The organism is Nocardia sp. NPDC059691 (assembly GCF_042733915.1).
Taxonomy (GTDB): Bacteria; Actinomycetota; Actinomycetes; order Mycobacteriales; family Mycobacteriaceae; genus Nocardia; species Nocardia sichangensis.
The window spans coordinates 447,555-464,485 of sequence record NZ_JBHWFB010000002.1 but is presented as its reverse complement, the minus strand read 5'-3'; the positions used below and the strand labels follow the sequence as shown (position 1 = coordinate 464,485).

Annotated in this window: 12 protein-coding genes (1 of these 12 only partly in view); 7 read left to right on the top strand and 5 right to left on the bottom strand. The window is 70.3% G+C overall.

Annotation, left to right across the window (positions count from 1 at the left end):
* Positions 1–27 precede the first annotated feature (27 nt).
* Both ACFV2O_RS06340 and ACFV2O_RS06335 read left to right on the top strand, forming a co-directional pair.
* Positions 28–840, top strand: a complete 813-nt coding sequence (locus ACFV2O_RS06340; RefSeq protein WP_379250595.1) for an HpcH/HpaI aldolase/citrate lyase family protein — start codon at positions 28–30, stop codon at positions 838–840.
* Positions 841–871: 31 nt separating this feature from the next.
* Positions 872–2,821: an acetoacetate--CoA ligase gene (locus ACFV2O_RS06335; protein ID WP_379250593.1), complete on the top strand. Its 1,950-nt coding sequence runs from the start codon at positions 872–874 to the stop codon at positions 2,819–2,821.
* A 138-nt stretch (positions 2,822–2,959) separates the two neighbouring features.
* Here the strand turns inward: ACFV2O_RS06335 and ACFV2O_RS06330 are convergent, their stop codons facing one another.
* The gene (locus ACFV2O_RS06330; RefSeq protein WP_379250591.1) at positions 2,960–3,142 is read right to left on the bottom strand and encodes a hypothetical protein; all 183 of its coding nucleotides are present in this window, start codon (positions 3,140–3,142) and stop codon (positions 2,960–2,962) included.
* A gap of 169 nt (positions 3,143–3,311) precedes the next feature.
* Between ACFV2O_RS06330 and ACFV2O_RS06325 the strand changes: the two genes are divergently transcribed.
* The 4 genes from ACFV2O_RS06325 to ACFV2O_RS06310 all read left to right on the top strand — a co-directional run bounded on the left by ACFV2O_RS06325 (position 3,312) and on the right by ACFV2O_RS06310 (position 8,954).
* Complete coding sequence (locus tag ACFV2O_RS06325) at positions 3,312–4,658, top strand: cytochrome P450 (RefSeq protein ID WP_379250589.1); 1,347 nt, start codon at positions 3,312–3,314, stop codon at positions 4,656–4,658.
* Between the two features lie 278 nt (positions 4,659–4,936).
* Positions 4,937–6,178, top strand: a complete 1,242-nt coding sequence (locus ACFV2O_RS06320; protein ID WP_379250587.1) for a TetR/AcrR family transcriptional regulator — start codon at positions 4,937–4,939, stop codon at positions 6,176–6,178.
* 149 nt (positions 6,179–6,327) lie between these two features.
* Positions 6,328–7,572, top strand: a complete 1,245-nt coding sequence (locus ACFV2O_RS06315; RefSeq protein ID WP_355074828.1) for a helix-turn-helix domain-containing protein — start codon at positions 6,328–6,330, stop codon at positions 7,570–7,572.
* A 494-nt stretch (positions 7,573–8,066) separates the two neighbouring features.
* On the top strand, positions 8,067–8,954 hold the full coding sequence (locus ACFV2O_RS06310) for an aldo/keto reductase (RefSeq protein ID WP_379250585.1): 888 nt from the start codon (positions 8,067–8,069) through the stop codon (positions 8,952–8,954).
* 208 nt (positions 8,955–9,162) lie between these two features.
* On the opposite strand, the gene ACFV2O_RS06305 is transcribed toward ACFV2O_RS06310, so the two are convergent.
* Together ACFV2O_RS06305 and ACFV2O_RS06300 are read right to left on the bottom strand one after the other, a co-directional pair.
* Positions 9,163–9,429 (bottom strand): hypothetical protein, encoded by a 267-nt coding sequence (locus tag ACFV2O_RS06305; protein WP_379250583.1) that lies wholly within the window; start codon positions 9,427–9,429, stop codon positions 9,163–9,165.
* A 6-nt stretch (positions 9,430–9,435) separates the two neighbouring features.
* On the bottom strand, positions 9,436–9,624 hold the full coding sequence (locus ACFV2O_RS06300) for a hypothetical protein (protein WP_355074836.1): 189 nt from the start codon (positions 9,622–9,624) through the stop codon (positions 9,436–9,438).
* Positions 9,625–9,931: 307 nt separating this feature from the next.
* Between ACFV2O_RS06300 and ACFV2O_RS06295 the strand changes: the two genes are divergently transcribed.
* On the top strand, positions 9,932–11,227 hold the full coding sequence (locus ACFV2O_RS06295; protein WP_379250581.1) for a helix-turn-helix domain-containing protein: 1,296 nt from the start codon (positions 9,932–9,934) through the stop codon (positions 11,225–11,227).
* A 71-nt stretch (positions 11,228–11,298) separates the two neighbouring features.
* Here the strand turns inward: ACFV2O_RS06295 and ACFV2O_RS06290 are convergent, their stop codons facing one another.
* Positions 11,299–11,517, bottom strand: a complete 219-nt coding sequence (locus ACFV2O_RS06290; RefSeq protein ID WP_355074840.1) for an MbtH family protein — start codon at positions 11,515–11,517, stop codon at positions 11,299–11,301.
* Between the two features lie 40 nt (positions 11,518–11,557).
* On the bottom strand, positions 11,558–16,931 hold the 3' end of the coding sequence (locus ACFV2O_RS06285) for a non-ribosomal peptide synthase/polyketide synthase (RefSeq protein ID WP_379250579.1). Its footprint extends 19,925 nt past the window's final position; 5,374 of the gene's 25,299 nt are visible here — the last part of the coding sequence; its start codon lies off the right edge, out of view; it ends in the stop codon at positions 11,558–11,560.

Here is a 16,931-nt window from a genome sequence, read left to right as displayed (position 1 = left end):
TCGCGCTCATGCCGGAGGCGATGCCGCATGAATTGGCAGATGGCAGGTCCGGCCTGGTTGTTCTGCCCGGCCGATCGTCCCGAGCGCTTCGCGAAGGCGGCGGCTGCGGCCGACGTCGTGATTCTCGACCTCGAGGACGGCGTTGCCGCGCACGACAAAGCGGCGGCGCGCAAGGCGCTGCTGGATACACCGCTCGATCCGGCGACCACTGTGGTGCGCGTCAACGCGGCGGGTACCGAGGACCACGCGCTCGATCTGGCGGCGCTCGCCGACACCGCCTACCGCAGGCTCATGCTGCCGAAATGCGAGTCCGCCGAACAGGTCACCGCGCTGGCGGACTACGCGGTGATCGCGCTGATCGAGTCGCCGCTCGGCGCGCTCACCGTCGGCGCGGCGATGACGGCGCGCAATGCGATCGGCGTCATGTGGGGCGCGGAGGACCTGGTGGCCGGGCTCGGCGGCACCGCGAGCAGGCACGCCGACGGCAGCTACCGCGACGTGGCGCGACACGTCCGCTCCCGCGCGCTGCTGGCCGCCAAGGCGTACGGCAAGTTCGCGCTGGACTCGGTGTATCTGGACATCCGCGATCTGGACGGCCTGCGAGCAGAGGCCGAGGACGCGGTCGCGGTCGGATTCGACGCCAAGGTCGCGATCCACCCCAGCCAGGTGCCGGTGCTGCGGGCCGCCTACGCGCCGTCCGAGGAGCAGATCGATTGGGCCCGCCGAGTGCTGGCGGAAGCGCCGAACCACCGCGGCGTCTTCGCCTTCGAGGGCAGGATGGTCGATGGCCCCGTGTTCCGGCACGCCGAGCAGATCGTGCGGCGCGCCGACCGCGCCTGAACGCAGAGTTTCCCCAGTCGAGAGGACCGCGATGCAACCACAATGGGTGCCGACCGAAGAAGACATCGCCGAGGCGAGGATCACCGACTTCGCCCGATTCGTCGCGGAACGCACCGGTGTGCACGCGACCGACTATCACGCGCTGTGGCAGTGGTCGGTCGACGATCTCGCCGGGTTCTGGCACGCGGTCTGGGACTACTTCGAGCTCGGTGACATCGCGGGCGAAGTGTTGGCGAGCGCGGAGATGCCGGGCGCGCAGTGGTTCCCCGGCACCCGGTTGAACTATGTGGACCAGGTGATCCGGCAGCTGCGCACCGACCGGCCCGCGATCAAGGCGGTCAGTGAGGACGCTCCGATCCGCGAGGTGTCCTGGGCCGAACTGATCGACCACACCGCCGCTTTCGCACAGACGCTGCGGTCGCTGGGTGTGCGGCCCGGCGACCGGGTGGCCGGGTATCTGCCGAACATCCCGGAAGCGGTGATCGCGTTCCTGGCCACCGCGAGCATCGGCGCGATCTGGAGCGCCTGCGGACAGGACTACTCGCCGAAAGCCGCGCTGGACCGTCTCGGGCAATTGGAGCCGACTGTCCTGGTCACCGCCGACGGCTACCGCTTCGGCGGCAAGGCGCACGACAAGCGCGACGACATCGCCGCGTTGCGTGCCGGCCTGGACTCGCTGAACGGCACGATCGCGGTCTCCCGGCTCGGGCTGGACGTGCCGGACGCGACCTCGTGGGACGAGGCGGTGACCACCACCGACGGGCTGCCTCCGGTGATCACCACGGAGTCGGTCGATTTCGACCATCCGCTGTGGATCGTGTTCTCCTCCGGCACCACCGGCCTGCCCAAGGGCATCGTGCACGGCCACGGCGGCGTGCTGCTCGAACACCTCAAAGCCGTTGCCCTGCAATCCGACATCGGACCCGAAGACACCTTCTTCTGGTACACCAGCCCGAGCTGGATGATGTGGAACTTCCAGATCGCGGGCCTGCTGGCCGGGGCGACCATCGTCACCTACGACGGCAGCCCTACCGCGCCGACCCCCGACGCGCTGTGGCGGATCGCCGCCGAGGTCGGCGCCACCGTGCTCGGCGCCAGCCCCGGCTATGTGCTGGCCTGCATCAAAGCTGGCTCGGTGCCGCGCACCGAGCACGACCTGTCGGCCCTGCGCACCGTCGGCATCACCGGCTCCTCGCTGCCCACCTCCTCGGCGCTGTGGCTGGGCGAGAACGTCGGCGAGCACGTCCAGGTGTCCTCGATCAGCGGCGGCACCGACGTGGTGTCCGCGTTCATCGGGGGCGCGCGCACCGTGCCCGTGTGGCCGGGTGAGCTGTCGGCGCCCTTCCTCGGCGTCGCGCTGGACGCCTACGACCCGGCGGGGCAGCCGGTGCGTGGCGAAGTCGGCGAGCTCGTCGTCACCGCGCCGATGCCGTCCATGCCGGTCTCCTTCTGGCGCGACGAGGACGGGAAGCGTTATCACGACGCGTATTTCGACATGTTCCCCGGCGTGTGGCGGCACGGCGACTGGATCACCATCACCGACCACCACAGCGTGGTCGTGCACGGGCGGTCGGACTCCACGCTCAACCGGCACGGCATCCGGATGGGCAGCGCCGACATCTACCAATCCGTCGAACGGCTCCCGGAGATCGCCGAAGCGCTGGTGATCGGCGCCGAGCAGCCCGACGGCGGATACTGGATGCCGCTGTTCGTGACCCTCGCGCCCGGCGCGGAACTCACCGACGAGCTGAAAGCGCGCGTCAACAGCACCATCCGCACCGAGGTATCCCCCCGCCACGTGCCCGACGAGATCATCCTGGCCCCCGGCATCCCGCACACCCGCACCGGGAAGAAGCTCGAGGTACCGATCAAGAAGCTGTTCCAGGGCGCCGACCCGACCCGCGTCGTCGAACGCAGCGCCGTGGACAACCCGGACCTGCTCGACTGGTACGGCACGATCCGGCCCGGCGGGCGCGGCTGAGGGCGCTCCCGACTTCGGCTGCGGCCGATCCCGATCAGTTGCCGGACGCAGTGCCGGGAGCGCGCGAATCGGGCGCCGCGATCCAGAACGGGCGCGGCTGTGTGCTGTGCGTCGCGAGTTCGGCTGCGGCGCAGAATTTTATCGGTAGTAGCCGCGCCCGCCGATGGACGCGGTGAAGACCGCCGCCCGCGCGCCGCGGGCGGCTTCCAGGTTGCGCTTCTCCTGCGGGGTGAGCCGATAGCGCGCCGTGATCCGCCGTACCGCGGCGACCACGGCGCCGAGCACCGGGATGGGGTCCACCGGGCGCAAAGCCAACGCCATGACGAACTCCTTACCAGAAAGACGCACCGGTACAAGCGGTTTCGGACAAACGGACTTTTGGATGGTGAGCCGGGGTACGCGAGCGGCGGGCATCGGGCATGGACCGGCGTCCGGGTTTCTCCTAGCGTGGAGGCGACAGCCGGTTCGACATGCGCGTGGAGGTGGCATCGTGGCCGCACAGGACGTCCGAGAACGCACGGAGCCCGCGGGTTTTCCGCCTGGGCCCGCGCTGCCGCCGCTCGTGCAGAGCGCGTTGTTCCAGCGGGACCGGGCCCGGTTCCTCACCGCGATGGCGCGCCGCTACGGTGACGTCTTCACCCTGCGGATCCCGCCGTTCGCCGACCGCGTCGTGGTGTACTCCCGCCCCGAGCACATCAAGGAGATCTTCGCGGGCGATCCGCACGACCTGCACGCGGGCGAGGGCAACCAGATCCTCGGTGCGATCATGGGCCCGCACTCGCTGCTGCTGACCGACGAGGCCGAGCACGCGCGGGCGCGCAGGCTGCTCATGCCCGCGTTCAACGGCGCCGCGCTGCGCGGCTACCGAGCGCTGATCTCCGAGATCGCGGCCGCGGAGATCGGCGGTTGGGCGCCCGGATCCACCGTGCGCATGCTGGACCGGATGAACGCGCTCACCCTCGAGGTGATCACGCGGGTGGTCTTCGGCGTCACCGACGAGCGGACCAGGGCCGAGCTGAACCCGCGCCTGAATCGGATCGTCCACCTCAATCCGCTGGTCTTCCTGGGTTTGAAGAGCGACCGATTGCGGCGGGTCGGCCCGTGGAAGAGCTTCGCCGAGAACCTGGCCGCGGTGGACGCCTTGCTCTACGCGGAGATCGCCGAGCGGCGGCGGGCGACCGATCTGGCCGGGCGCACCGACGTGCTGTCACGCCTGCTCGAGGTCGGCGCGGGCGACGGCGACGCGCCGCTCACCGATGCCGAACTGCGCGACCAGCTCATCACGCTGCTGCTGGCCGGGCACGAGACCACCGCCTCGGCGCTGTCCTGGGCACTCTACGAACTCGCCGCCGCCCCCGAGATCCAGCGGCAGGCCTCGGAGGCCGCGCGCGCCGGCGACGACCGATACCTGGACGCGGTGCTCAAGGAGGCCATGCGGTTGCACACCGTCATCTCCGGCACCAATCGAAAACTGACCAGGGACATGACGATCGGCGGACAGCGGCTGCCCGCGGGCACCGTGGTCGCCACGTCGATCGTCCTCGCACACCGCCGTACCGAGGCCTACCCCGACGTCGCCGTGTTCCGCCCGGCCCGCTTCCTCGACGGCGAAGTGGCGCCGAACACCTGGCTGCCGTTCGGCGGCGGTGTGCGGCGATGCATCGGCGCGGGGTTCTCACTGCTCGAGGGCACCACGGTGCTGCGCGAAATCCTCGTCCGCGACACCCTTTCGCTCCCGGCGGGCAGCGCGCCCGAGCGCGGCAAGATCCGCAACATCACCACGGTGCCGCGCGGCCGGGCGCGGGTGGTGGTCGACCGGCGGTCAACCAGTATGTGAACAATGATTCTGTGTTCGATCAGCTCTTGTACTGGAATTATATTCGTGTAAGTTTGTCTCTGTTCGACAGCTAGTCTCGGCACGGCGCGCATGGTGCCCCGCGCTTCGGCCGAGTCCGGCTGTCGACTTCCGGACGCACCGGCGCGCACATCCCGCCTCGTCGCATGCCGGCGCGCACCGGAGAACAGGTACAGCTCCCGGGGGCCGCTCATCCCCGGGAGCCGTATCCCGTGGCACGGCCAGCCCGGCCATACGGCCAGGTCGTTACGATGTTCGTCATGAGTGTCGACAATCGCCGTACGGCGCGGAAGGCGAGCAGCGGCGACTCGGCACCTCGCGAGATCCGGCGCAGACCGAAGAACCGCCGTGCCCAGATCGCCGCCGCGTCGGCCGCCGCGTTCGGCGCGCTCGGCTACCACGGCGTCAGCATGGACGACATCGCCTCCGGGCTCGGCATCAGCTCGGCGGCGCTGTACCGCCACTACCCGAGCAAATACGCGCTGTTCCGGGAAGAACTGCTGCGCGTCGGCCAGGCGATGACCGAATCGGTCGAGCTGCCCGATGAGGCGGCCGACTGGCCCGCCGAACAGCGGCTGCGGCACGTGCTCGACGCGCTCATCGCGGTCACCATCGACAACCGCCCCACCGTCACGCTGGTGCGCTGGGAAGTCAGATACCTCGAGCCCGACGACCAGACCACGCTCAACGACCAGCAGGCCACGGTACTCGGCGCGCTGGGCAGCCAGCTGGCCGCGCTGCGCCCGGAACTCATCGAGGAGGACGTGCGCGTGCTGCGCGCCGCCTTGCTCAGCACGATCACCAGCATCGCCGACCATCACGCCGCTCTCCCGGCGAAACCCCTTGCCCGCCTGCTGCATTCGGCGTGCTGGTCGGTCGCCCACGCGAAGCTGCCCGCGACGCGCGCGGTCGAGCCGGTCGCGGTCGTGGAGATTCCGGATTCGTTCAAACACGAACTGCTGCTGCGCAAAGCGGTCGAGCTGTTCCACGAACGCGGCTACCCCAACGTCAGCGTGGAGGACATCGCCACCGCCGCAGGGCTTTCGGCGGCCTCGGCGGTGTATCGCTTCTACCGCGGCAAGAGCGACATCCTGGCCGCCGCGTTCCGCCGTGCCGCCGAACGGGTTTCCGGCGCCGTCGGCCCGGCCGTGGCGGCGGCCGGTGATTCGGAGGACGCGCTCACCGCGTTGATCACGCAATACGTCGCCGGATCGTTCGCCGAACGCGCCCTCACCTTCGTGTACTACACCGAGTTCCAGCATGTCCCCACCGAGGACCGCACGGTGCTGCGCAATATCCAGCGACTCAGCGTCGAGGAGTGGGCCCGGCTGCTGCGCGAGGTGCGTCCGGAGCTCGCTCCGGCGGAGGCGCGCATCCTCGTCCACGCGGCTTTCGCGGTGGTCGTCGACCTGGGCCGCGCCTTCGGCAACGAACCGCTGGCCGCCCAGGACCGGGTGCGCCTGCTGATGCAGCTGGTGCTCTTCGGACGGCCCGCGCGATAGTCAGATAAGTTAGCAGCGATTCTCGTTTCGATCGGCGCATTGTGCGACATTGAAGGCGGACCACCAGATTTTTGTGATCTACCGTTCATTTCTTCCCGGGACCGGGTAGCGTTGCTGTACCGAACGTTGTGTTGGGCTACCATCGCGGCATGGGTGCCCAGGACCGCCATGCCGCGGACAAGGCGGCCGACGGGACACCGGCACGCGTGATCCGGCGCCGACCACGTGACCGCCGCGCCCAGATCGCGGCGGCGTCGGCCGAGGCGTTCGGCGCGCTCGGCTACCACGGCGTCAGCATGGACGACATCGCCTCTCGGCTCGACATCAGCTCCGCGGCGCTGTATCGCCACTATCCGAGCAAATACGCGCTGTTCCGCGAGGAAGTGTTGCGGTTGGGCGCGGTCAGCGCCGAAGCGGTCCGGCTGCCCGAAGCCACGGACCTGTCCGCCGAGCAACGGCTCGCGCGGGTGCTCGACGCCTTGATCGAGGCCGCCATCGTCAACCGGCGCAGCGCGGCGCTGTTGCGCTGGCAGCGGCGCTACTTGGAGGAAGACGACGCGGACACGCTGGCCGATCAGCTCGCGGGCGTGAACGCGACGCTCACCGCACTGCTCGCCGAGACCAGGCCCGCGCTGTCGAAGGCCGATCGCGCCGTGCTGGCCGCGGCGGAACTGAGCGTGCTCAGCAGCATCGGTGATCACCATGTGTCGATCCCGGTGCGGACGCTCACCGCGCGGCTCACCGCGGCCTGCCACGCACTCGCCGCGTGCGAGCTGCCGCCGCCCGGCAGCGCCGAGGCCGAGAACTTCACCGCGACCGAGATCCCGCTCACCTTCAAACACGAATTGCTGCTGACGCGCGCAGTGGAGCTGTTCCATCAGCGCGGGTACCCGAACGTCAGCGTGGAGGACATCGCCAACGCCGCCGGACTGCCCGCATCCTCGGCGGTGTACCGGTTCTACCGCGGCAAGGGCGACATCCTCACGGCGGCGTTCCGCCGGGCGGCGGATCGGGTGTCGGCCGCCATCGGGCCTGCCGTCTCCGCGGCCGAGACGCCCCAGCAAGCGCTCGACACCCTGATCGAGTTGTATGTGGCCGGCTCGTTCGCCGAGCGCGAGCTGACCTTCGTCTACTACGCCGAAATCAGCAACGTGCCGCCGGAGGAGCGCACGGTGCTGCGCAACATCCAGCGACTCAACGTGGAGGAATGGGCCAAACTGCTGGGCGGCGTGCGACCCGAGTTGTCCGCCGCCGAGGCGCGGCTGCTGGTGCACGCCGCCTTCGCCCTGGTCGTCGACCTGGGCGAACGCTTCGGCTCCACCGACCCGGCCTGCTCCCCCCGGCGCGTGGTGCGCCTGATGCAGGCGATCCTCTTCGGCCACCTGACGCCGTAGCGCGGGATGGCCCACGGACGTGGGCGACAGCGCACCGTCGGTCCGGTAACGGCGGCCGGCCGACCGGCGAACCCGCTCGACGCCTTCGTTCGCGAGAGGGCACACGGCCGCGGCGAATCGTGTGTGGCCACCGCAGCGAGGCGCCACTCGATGGCACGAGTATCGCCGAGTCGGCCAAGCGCGGGAGTCGGCGCGCGTGGTACCGGCGGAATCGTGGCGGAAGCTTTCGTCTGGGGGCTGGTCGCTCGGGGTGCTCGATTCCCGAGTCCGAGTACGGTGGGATCCGTGCCGACTACGTGGGCGTTGCCGATAGGCCGAACATCGGACGCGGGCCCTGGGCCAGTTCGAGGGCACGGCCGGTTTTCGCCACCGGCGAACGCCGGGGCGGAATCGGCCTCGGGGCAATGCTGTTGCGGTAGAAAGGCCCGCGTCCGGTCCCGGCGCGACATTCACAGGGCATCGGCGCAGTCTCCGACTTCGGAAAGAAGATTCTCATGAGCACAGATCTCGACGCGCAGCCCGCCGCGGCATCCGGAACCTTCGCCATCGGCGGCGATCTTCCGGTGCATCGGCTGGGATACGGCGCGATGCAGTTGACCGGCCCCGGCGTCTGGGGTGACCCCAAGGACCCGGACGAGGCGGTACGGGTGCTGCGCCGGGCGGTGGAGCTCGGCGTGAACTTCATCGATACCGCCGACTCCTACGGTCCGTTCGTCAGCGAGAAACTGATCCGCAAGGCCCTGCACCCGTATCCGGAGGGCCTGGTCATCGCCACCAAGGCCGGTCTCACGCGGCAGGGTCCGAACGAGTGGCGCCCGGTCGCGCGGCCCGAATACCTGCGCCAGCAAGCGGAACTGAGCCTGCGCCATCTCGGCGTCGACCGGATCGATCTGTACCAGCTGCATCGCATCGACTCGCAGGTGCCGCTGGCCGACCAGATCGGTGAGCTGGTCGCGCTCCAGCGGGAGGGCAAGATCCGGCACATCGGCCTCTCGCAGGTGACCGTCGAACAGCTGCGCGAGGTGCGCGAACTCGCCACCATCGTCTCGGTGCAGAACCTGTACAACCTCGCCAACCGCGCCGACGAGGACGTGCTGAACTACGCCGAGCAGGAGAACATCGGCTTCATCCCGTGGTTCCCCATCGCCACGGGCGAACTCGCCGCCCCCGGCGGTCCGCTGGCCGCCATCTCCGCCGAGCACGGCGCGACCCCCGCCCAGCTCGCCCTGGCCTGGCTGCTGCGCCGCTCCCCCGTCATGCTGCCGATCCCGGGCACCTCCAGCGTCGCGCACGTCGAGGAGAACATCGCCGCCGCGCGAATCGAGCTGACGGACAAGGAATTCGAGGCGCTGTCGGCCGCCACCGCGTCGAGCGGAAACTGACCGTTGCTGCTGTCGGCTGAGCGCCCCACGGCGGGACCGATCGAACGCGACGCGTGAGCGGACGCCGGGAAGTCCTCGTACCCCGTCGTACGGGGTACGAGGACTTCGGCGCTGCCGGGGCTCCCTCGCCGTAGTCCCGTGCAGGGGATGAACGTCGTTGGCGGGCGGATCACGCTGCCGGCAACGAGTTCGCTGCGCTGCCAGTCGGTCAGCGCGAGTATCCGTCGGCCCTGTTGTCGGGGACGACGCGGCCGGATGCGACCAAGGTGCGGAAGGCCGCTTGTTTGCGGGGGCAGGCGTCGGCGCGGCAGGGGCGGTGGCCCTGCATCACGCGGTGCGCCTGCTCGACGGTGAACGGCTCATCGGGCGGTCGGTGCGCGTCCTCCGCGCCGCCGTGCGGCAGGCAGGAGCCGACGCCGACGATCGCGGCCACCAGCAAGGTGCACGCGCCGAGCATGCTCAGCAGCGGGTTCACGGCCGCTCACTGGTCGGCGGCCTGCCGGGAACAGAACGCCGACGCGGTTAGGTATTGCCTGCAGTGCGCGCCGTGCCCGGCGTGGACAGCGCACAGGAACCGCGCGCGGTCATAGGTCAGGCCGAGCGGTTCCTGCGAGCAGTCGCGGCTCTGAATCAACCACAGCTCTCGGACATCCGAGTGCAACACGTCCATCGTTCACCTCCATAAGCGCAGTGCACCCGGCACCGAGAAGGCGCCGCCGGAGCCGCGCTCGACACGGATGGATCGGGCCGTGTCGGGACCGTGCGCCGGGTTCCGGACAACGGGCGCCCTCGACAGGGTTTGGGCGGACCCCCGATGCCGGGTGCGATTCAACAGTGCGCGTTGCGATTCGGTAGATAACAGACCCGAATGCGGTAATTGCGAGTACTTTCCGTTTGTAGCGGCCTGGAGCGAGGAAGAGAGACCTATGGTGGAGGTCGACTGGACGGGCGAAGCTGTACATGCGCTTCGCACGGCGATGAAGCGAAGCCGTTACGAATTCGCGCGTCTGGTGGGCGTCACACCGCGCACCGTGGTCCTGTGGGAGAACGGCCGGACAACCCGGATGCACGCCGCTAGCCAGCGTCTCCTGGACAGGGTCTTGTCGGGCGTCGATTCCGTCGTCGCCGAACGATTCGAGCGCGCGATCACCACGCGCCAGGAGCCGGCCCCCGACCACGAACGCGCCGATTCGGCGCCCGAAAGGCACACCAAGCTCGGTAGGGAAATCGGGCTCGACAAGGAAGTCGAGGAAGACGACGTGAGAAGGCGAGAACTGCTGGCCTGCATCGGCGCGGGCATGGCAGGCCAGGCGGCGGACCTGGTGGCGAGCGAACCGGAGCGGATGCTGGCAACCCTCGACGCGGGGTCGATCAGCGAACGGCGACTGGCGTTCCTGGAGCAGTCGGCCGAGGTCCTGGGCACGCGGGTGGTGCAGGTTCCGCCCCACGAGCTGTTGCAGACGGGGCTCGAGCAATTCCGGCTGGTACGTGGCTGTCTCGGCGAACGGCAGCCCACCCATCAGCAGGTCCGATTGGTGCGCACGGCCGGACGGCTGGCGAACGTGGTGGGCGAGATCCTCTTCAACGAAGGGCATTTCGGTCAGGCGCGCATGTGGTATGCCACCGCGATCCACGCCGCGCAGGACATCGGCGACCGTTATTCGGAGGACATCGCCCTGGCCGGACTCGCGTATTTGCCGACCTATAGCGATAAACCGAAGGAAGTTTTGCAGTTACTCGACGGCCGCTTGCAAGAAAATCCGTCCTACGGCCCGGCCGCCGCATGGTTGTGGGGAATGGCGGCGCGTGCGCACGCCAGTCTCGGGCACGCCGATGAATTCGCGCGGTGTATCGCACGATCGGCATCGGCTTTGGAAGACGTCGGGTCCGAAGACCTTTCGGTCGGTATTTTTTCTTTCCGCCCGGAGAAACTCGCTTTTTATCAGGCGATCGGATATTCCCGGCTCGGCCGCGCCGAGGAGACCGCCGTGGCGGCCGCCCGCGCGATGGCGTTGTACGACCCGTCGGAGACCATGGAGCCCGCCTTGGTCCGCTTCGAGCACGCCACGGCGCTGCTGGCCTCGGGCGAGGTCGAGGAGGCCTGCGCGGTGGCGACCAGCGCCATCACGAACGCGCACACCTACGTGGGGCTCACGGTCACCAAGCGCGCGAAACAGTTCGACTCGGCGCTCGGCGGCCTGCGCACCAGAGCCGTCGCGGAATGGCGGCAGCACGCGCACGCGGTGATCGACGCAGCACACGCCGAGGTCTGAGCCCGGAGACGAGGCGGGGCGCACCGGTCGGCAGGGGGATGTGGACCGGCGCGCCCCGCGTATTCAGGTGGTCAGTTCGCCTCGGTGGACATGGCTTCGATGAGCGACTTGGGACGCATGTCCACCCAGTGGGTCTCGACGTACTCGAGGCAGGACTTGCGGTTGGCGGCGCCGTAGGCGATGGACCAGCCGCCGGGAACAGCGGCGAAGACCGGCCATAGGGAATGTTCGCCTTCTTGGTTGATCAGGACGTAGAACTTGGCGTTGTCGTCGTCGAACGGGTTGGTCATTTCGGATTTCCTTCTTCCTGGTCGGATCAGGTTGGGGGGTCTAAGGGCGGTCGGTGTCGGCCAGCGCCGCGGTGAGGACGTGGCCGATCCGTGCCAGCGCGGATTCGGAGGTCATCCGCCAGTGCGAGGCGTGCACCGCGTGGTTGTGCACGGTGCCGTCCACGGCGTCCGCCCAGCTCGCGGCGCCCGCGGCACCGGTCGGATCGTCCAGCGCGGCGGTGAAGTACACGAGGTTGCCCTTGTAGGGGCGGGGGCGGTAGCGCCGGATCAACTCCAGTGACCCGGCGCCCGCGCCGAGCACACGATCGAGGCGGTCGGCGCCGAACGAGGCGAACGGCTCGGGCAGGTCAGCGAGCAGGCGCGCGAGCCTGGGCGGGTCGAGTTCGGCGTCCTCGTCGTCGGCCGCTTCGCCGAGCAACCCGCCGAGCAGATCGGCGACCGGCAGCGCGATGGCCGCGTGCGCGGCGACCCGCAGCGAGCTGTCCATCATGGCCAGTACCGCGACCCGCTGGCCCTGCTCCTGGAGCCGCACCGCGACCGCGTGCGCGAGTACGCCGCCGAGCGACCAGCCGAGCAGGTGATACGGGCCATCGGGCTGCACGGCGCGGATCTCGCGCACGTAGCGGCTCGCCCAGTCGTCGATGGACTCCGGCATGGCCTCCGAGTTGAGCACCGGCGACTGGATGCCGTACACGTCGCGCTCCGGGTCCAAGTGCGCCGCGAGGCCCGCGAACGACCACGCGACGCCGCCGGCCGGGTGGAGGCAGAACAGCGGCTCCCGCGCGCCGCCGGTGCGCAGCGGAAGCACGACGTCGAACGCGGCGGTCGCGTCCACCCGGCCGCGACCGGACCGGTGCTGCTCCAGCTGGGCGATCAGGCGGGCCGGTGTCGGCGCGGCGAACAGCCACAACACGGGAATCTGTTCGCCGAGCGCCGCGCTCAGCCGGACGGCCAGGCGGGTGGCCAGCAGCGAGTTGCCGCCGCGCTCGAAGAAATTGTCGTCCAGGCCGACCCGCTCGACGGCGAGTATCTCGGCGAAATCGGCGCACACGGCATGCTCCAAGTCGGTGCCGGGGGCGCGGAATTCCCGGGCCTGTGTCTCGGGCCGGGGCAAGGCGGAGCGGTCGACCTTGCCGTTCGCGGTGAGCGGCAACGTCGCCAACTGCCGCAGCACGGCGGGCACCATGTAGCTCGGCAGGATCTCGGCCAGCGCGGCGCGCAACGCGGCCGGATCGAGCCGCTCTGCGGCGGTGAAATAGCCCGCCAGCACGGCGTTCGCGCCGTCGGTGTCGTAGGCGACGACGATCGCCTCGCCGATCTCCGGCCGCGAGCGCAGCGCATGCTCGATCTCGGCGAGTTCGATGCGGTAGCCGCGGATCTTCACCTGGAAGTCGCGCCGCTCGACGTACTCGAGGTGGCCCCCCGCGGACCAGCGCACCATGTCGCCGGTGCGGTACAGGCGAGTGCCCCCGGGTCCGAACGGGTCGGCCACGAACCGCTCCGCGGTGAGCTCGGCGCTGCCGTGATAGCCGCGGGCCAGCTGCGCGCCACCGAGATACAGCTCGCCGGTCACCCCGGCGGGCACCGGGTGCAGACGGTCGTCGAGCACGTAGACCCGGTTGCCGGATTCGGGTGTGCCGATGGGCACCAGCGCTTGCCGGTCGCCCGCGGCGGTGCGGAAGCGGGTCACCGACACCGCGGCTTCGGTGGGTCCGTAGAGGTTGTCGATCCTGGCCGCGGTGAGCGCCTCGACCCGCCGCACCGTCGCGGCGGGCAACGCCTCGCCGATGACCAGCAGTCGGCGCAGCGAACGCGGCAGGCGGCGCTCGCCGGACGCTTCGGCCAGCATCGCCAGCAGCGACGGCACCAGCGTCAGCGTCGTCACCGAGGCACGGCGCACCAGGTCGAGCAGCCCCGCCGGGTCGCGCTGCGCGTCCCGGGGTGCGAGCACGAGCCGCGCCCCGGTCCGCGGCGCCCACCAGTACTCCCACACCGACAGGTCGAACGCGGCCGAGGTCAGCACCAGCACCGCGTCGTCCTGGCCGAGCGCGTATTCCGACTGCATCCAATCCAGCTGGTGCGCGACAGCCGCGTGCGGCATCGCCACACCCTTCGGCGCGCCGGTGGAACCGGAGGTGAAGATGACATACGCGGTGTTCGTGGGCGACAACGCGGCGATCCGTTCGTCGTCGCGCACCGGACCGTCGGCCACCGTGTCGGCGACGGTCGAGATATCCAGCACCACGCTGTGTTCCGACGCCGTCGCGGGCAGCATCGGCTTCCGCGCCGAAGTGAGCACCAGCCGCGGCCCTGCGGCGGCCAGTACGCTCGCGGTGCGTTCCAGTGGATGCGCCGGGTCGAGCGGCACGTAGGCGCCACCGGCCGTCACCACCGCGTACATCGCGACGAGCAGGTCGACGCTGCGCGGAATAGCCAGCGCCACCAGCTCTTCCGGGCCGATGCCGCGCGCGATGAGCACCCGGGCCAGGCGATTGACCCGCGCGCCGAACTCCTCGTACGTGACCGTCGTGGCGTCGTCGACGATCGCGATGGCCTGCGGCGTCCTGGCCACCCTCGCTTCGAACGCGGCGGCCAGCGTGGCAGGCGTGAAGGCGCGCCCGGTCTGGTTCCAGGTGACCAGCACGCGCTCGGTCTCCGCCGGGTCCAGCAGCTCGAGATCCCCGACCGGCAGTCGCGGGTCCGCGCACACCGCGCCCAGCAGCCGTTGCAGGCGAGTGGCGAAACCGGCCACCGTCGACTCGTCGAACAGGGCGGTGGCGTAGGTGATCGAAGCCGCCATGCCAGCCGGGGTTCCGTCGGGGCCGTAGCGATCGGTGACGATCAGGTGCAGGTCGAACTGGGCGACTTCGGATTCGAAATCGGCGGCGGTGACGGTCAATCCGTCCAGCGAGAAATCGGCCTCCGCCTGGTTGTGGAAGGAGAAGCCGACCTGGAACAGCGGGTGGCGGGCGGTGGAGCGCTCCGGGTTGAGCACCTCGACCAGACGCTCGAACGGCACGTCGGCGTGCGCGAAGGCCGCGACGTCGGCGGCGCGCACGCGCGCGAGCAGGTCGGTGAAGCCCTCGCCCGCGTCCACCCTGGCGCGCAGCACCAGCGTGTTGACGAACATGCCGACGACGTCGTCGAGTTCGGCGGCGCCGCGCCCGGCCACCGGGGTGCCCACCGCGATGTCCGAGGTGCCCGACAGGCGGGCGAGCAGCACCGTGAACGCCGTGTGCAACACCATGAACAGCGTGGCGCCGCAGGACCGGCCGAGATCGGCCAGCCGCGTGTGCACATCCGGGGTGATCGCGAAATCGACGTGCCTGCCGCGCGTGGAGACGACGGCGGGACGCGGGCGATCGGTGGGCAGGCTCAGCTGCGCGGGCAGCTCGGCCAGCGTCTCGGTCCAGAATCGGATCTGCCGCGCCAGCAGCGAGGCGGGATCGTCCTCCGCGCCGAGCAGTTCACGCTGCCACACGCTGAAATCGGTGTACTGCACGGGAAGCGGTGGCCGGTCCGGTGCGACGCCGCGTTTGCGTGCCGCGTAGGCGGACATGACGTCGCGCGCCAGCGGCGCCAGCGACGAGCCGTCCGCGGCGATGTGGTGCACCACCACCACGAGCACGTGTTCGGTCCCCGCCGCGTCGCCGTCGACCGGCGCGAACAACCGGGCGCGGACCGGGACGGTCTCGGCGACGTCGAAGCCGCCGCCGACGAAATCGGCCACCGCCGCGGCCAGGTCGTCGGCCGGGACGGCGATGGGCGCGAGCACCGGGGTGGTGTCCGCGACGGGCAACACGACCTGCACCGGTCCGGACGCGTGCAGCGGGTAGACGGTGCGCAGCACGTCGTGGCGAGCCACCACGTCTCCGATCGCGGCGTTCAACGCCGCCACGTCCAGCTCGCCGGTCAGGCGCACCGCCAGCGGGATGTTGTAGGCGGTGGACTGGCGATCGAGGCGGTTGAGGAACCACATGCGCTGCTGCGCGAGCGAGAGCGGCACGGGACCGGTCACCGCGCGCCGGGTGAGCACGGGACGCGCGGACCCACCTGAGGCGTCGTCCAGCGCGCGGGCCAGCGCGGCGACGGTCGAGTGCTCGAACACCGCGCGGACGCCGACGGCGACCGAGAGCCGGTCGCCGAGCCGCGCGGCCAGCTGGGTCGCGGTCAGCGAATTGCCGCCTCGGGCGAAGAAATCGTCTTCCAGGCCTACGCCGCCGTCGAGTGCGAGCACCTCCGCGACCGTGTGCGCCACCGCCCGCTCGGTCTCGGTACGCGGTGCACGGAACGGAGCAGCGTGAAACTCGAGCTGCGGCAATGCTTTACGGTCCAGCTTGCCGACCGGGGTCAGGGGCAGCTCGTCGAGCGCCAGCACGCAGCTCGGCACCATGTACGCGGCGAGCGAGCGCGCGGCATGAGCCAGCAGGTCGGCGGCGTCGATCGTGTGGCCCGCAGCCGCGACCACGTAGGCGACCAGCGACACCGCACCCGAGGCATCGGTGTGGCCGACGGTGACGGCCGTGCGCACCGTCTCGTGCGCCGCGAGCACGGCGTCGATCTCACCGATTTCGATGCGCAGGCCGCGCACCTTCACCTGGTGGTCGGAACGTCCGACATAGCGCAGTGCACCGGATCCGGTCCAGCGCACCAGATCACCGGTCCGGTACAGCCGTCCGCCCGCGGGACCGTAAGGGTCGGCGACGAACCGTGCGGCCGAAAGCCCTGGTCGGGCATGATATCCCCGGGCCAGGCCTGGACCGCGCAGGTACAGCTCGCCGGTGACGCCGACCGGCACGGGCCGCAGCCTGCCGTCCAGCACCACCGCCGACATGCCGTGGATCGGCGTGCCCAGGTCGAGCGGGTCGCCGGGCCGCAGCGCGGCGCTGATCGTCGCGATGACGGTGGTCTCGGTCGGGCCGTAGGTGTTGTGGAACGACCGGCCGGGGGCCCAGCGGCGCACCGTGTCCGGGCCGTAGGACTCGCCGCCGACGGTGAGGTGCCGTAAACAGTCCAGCTCGGCCGGGTCGAGCGTGGGCAGGACGGCCGGGGTGAGGAACGCGTGCGTCACCCGCTGGTCACGGATGAGCGCGGTGAGTTCCGCGCCGCCGTATACGCCAGGGGGCGCGATCACCAACGCCGCGCCTGCGGACAGAGCCAGCAGCAGTTCCAGCATGGACGCGTCGAAGCTGGGCGAGGCCACGTGCAGCACGCGCGCGTGCGCGGTGACCAGGTACCGGTCCCGCTGGGCGAGGGCCACTCCGGCGAGGCCACCGTGCGTGGCGACCACGCCCTTGGGCGTCCCGGTCGAGCCGGAGGTGTAGATCATCCAGGCCGGGTTCGCGCACCGCACGGGACGGACGAGTTCGGCGGGGTCGATCGGCGCCGTGCTGTTGCGGCGCATCCGCGCGGCC

Coding starts and splice junctions, on each gene's coding strand:
- ACFV2O_RS06340 (WP_379250595.1), top strand. CDS start 28: ATGAATTGGCAGATGGCAGGTCCGGCCTGGTTGTTCTGCCCGGCCGAT.
- ACFV2O_RS06335 (WP_379250593.1), top strand. CDS start 872: ATGCAACCACAATGGGTGCCGACCGAAGAAGACATCGCCGAGGCGAGG.
- ACFV2O_RS06330 (WP_379250591.1), bottom strand. CDS start 3,142: ATGGCGTTGGCTTTGCGCCCGGTGGACCCCATCCCGGTGCTCGGCGCC.
- ACFV2O_RS06320 (WP_379250587.1), top strand. CDS start 4,937: ATGAGTGTCGACAATCGCCGTACGGCGCGGAAGGCGAGCAGCGGCGAC.
- ACFV2O_RS06315 (WP_355074828.1), top strand. CDS start 6,328: ATGGGTGCCCAGGACCGCCATGCCGCGGACAAGGCGGCCGACGGGACA.
- ACFV2O_RS06310 (WP_379250585.1), top strand. CDS start 8,067: ATGAGCACAGATCTCGACGCGCAGCCCGCCGCGGCATCCGGAACCTTC.
- ACFV2O_RS06300 (WP_355074836.1), bottom strand. CDS start 9,624: ATGGACGTGTTGCACTCGGATGTCCGAGAGCTGTGGTTGATTCAGAGC.
- ACFV2O_RS06295 (WP_379250581.1), top strand. CDS start 9,932: ATGAAGCGAAGCCGTTACGAATTCGCGCGTCTGGTGGGCGTCACACCG.
- ACFV2O_RS06290 (WP_355074840.1), bottom strand. CDS start 11,517: ATGACCAACCCGTTCGACGACGACAACGCCAAGTTCTACGTCCTGATC.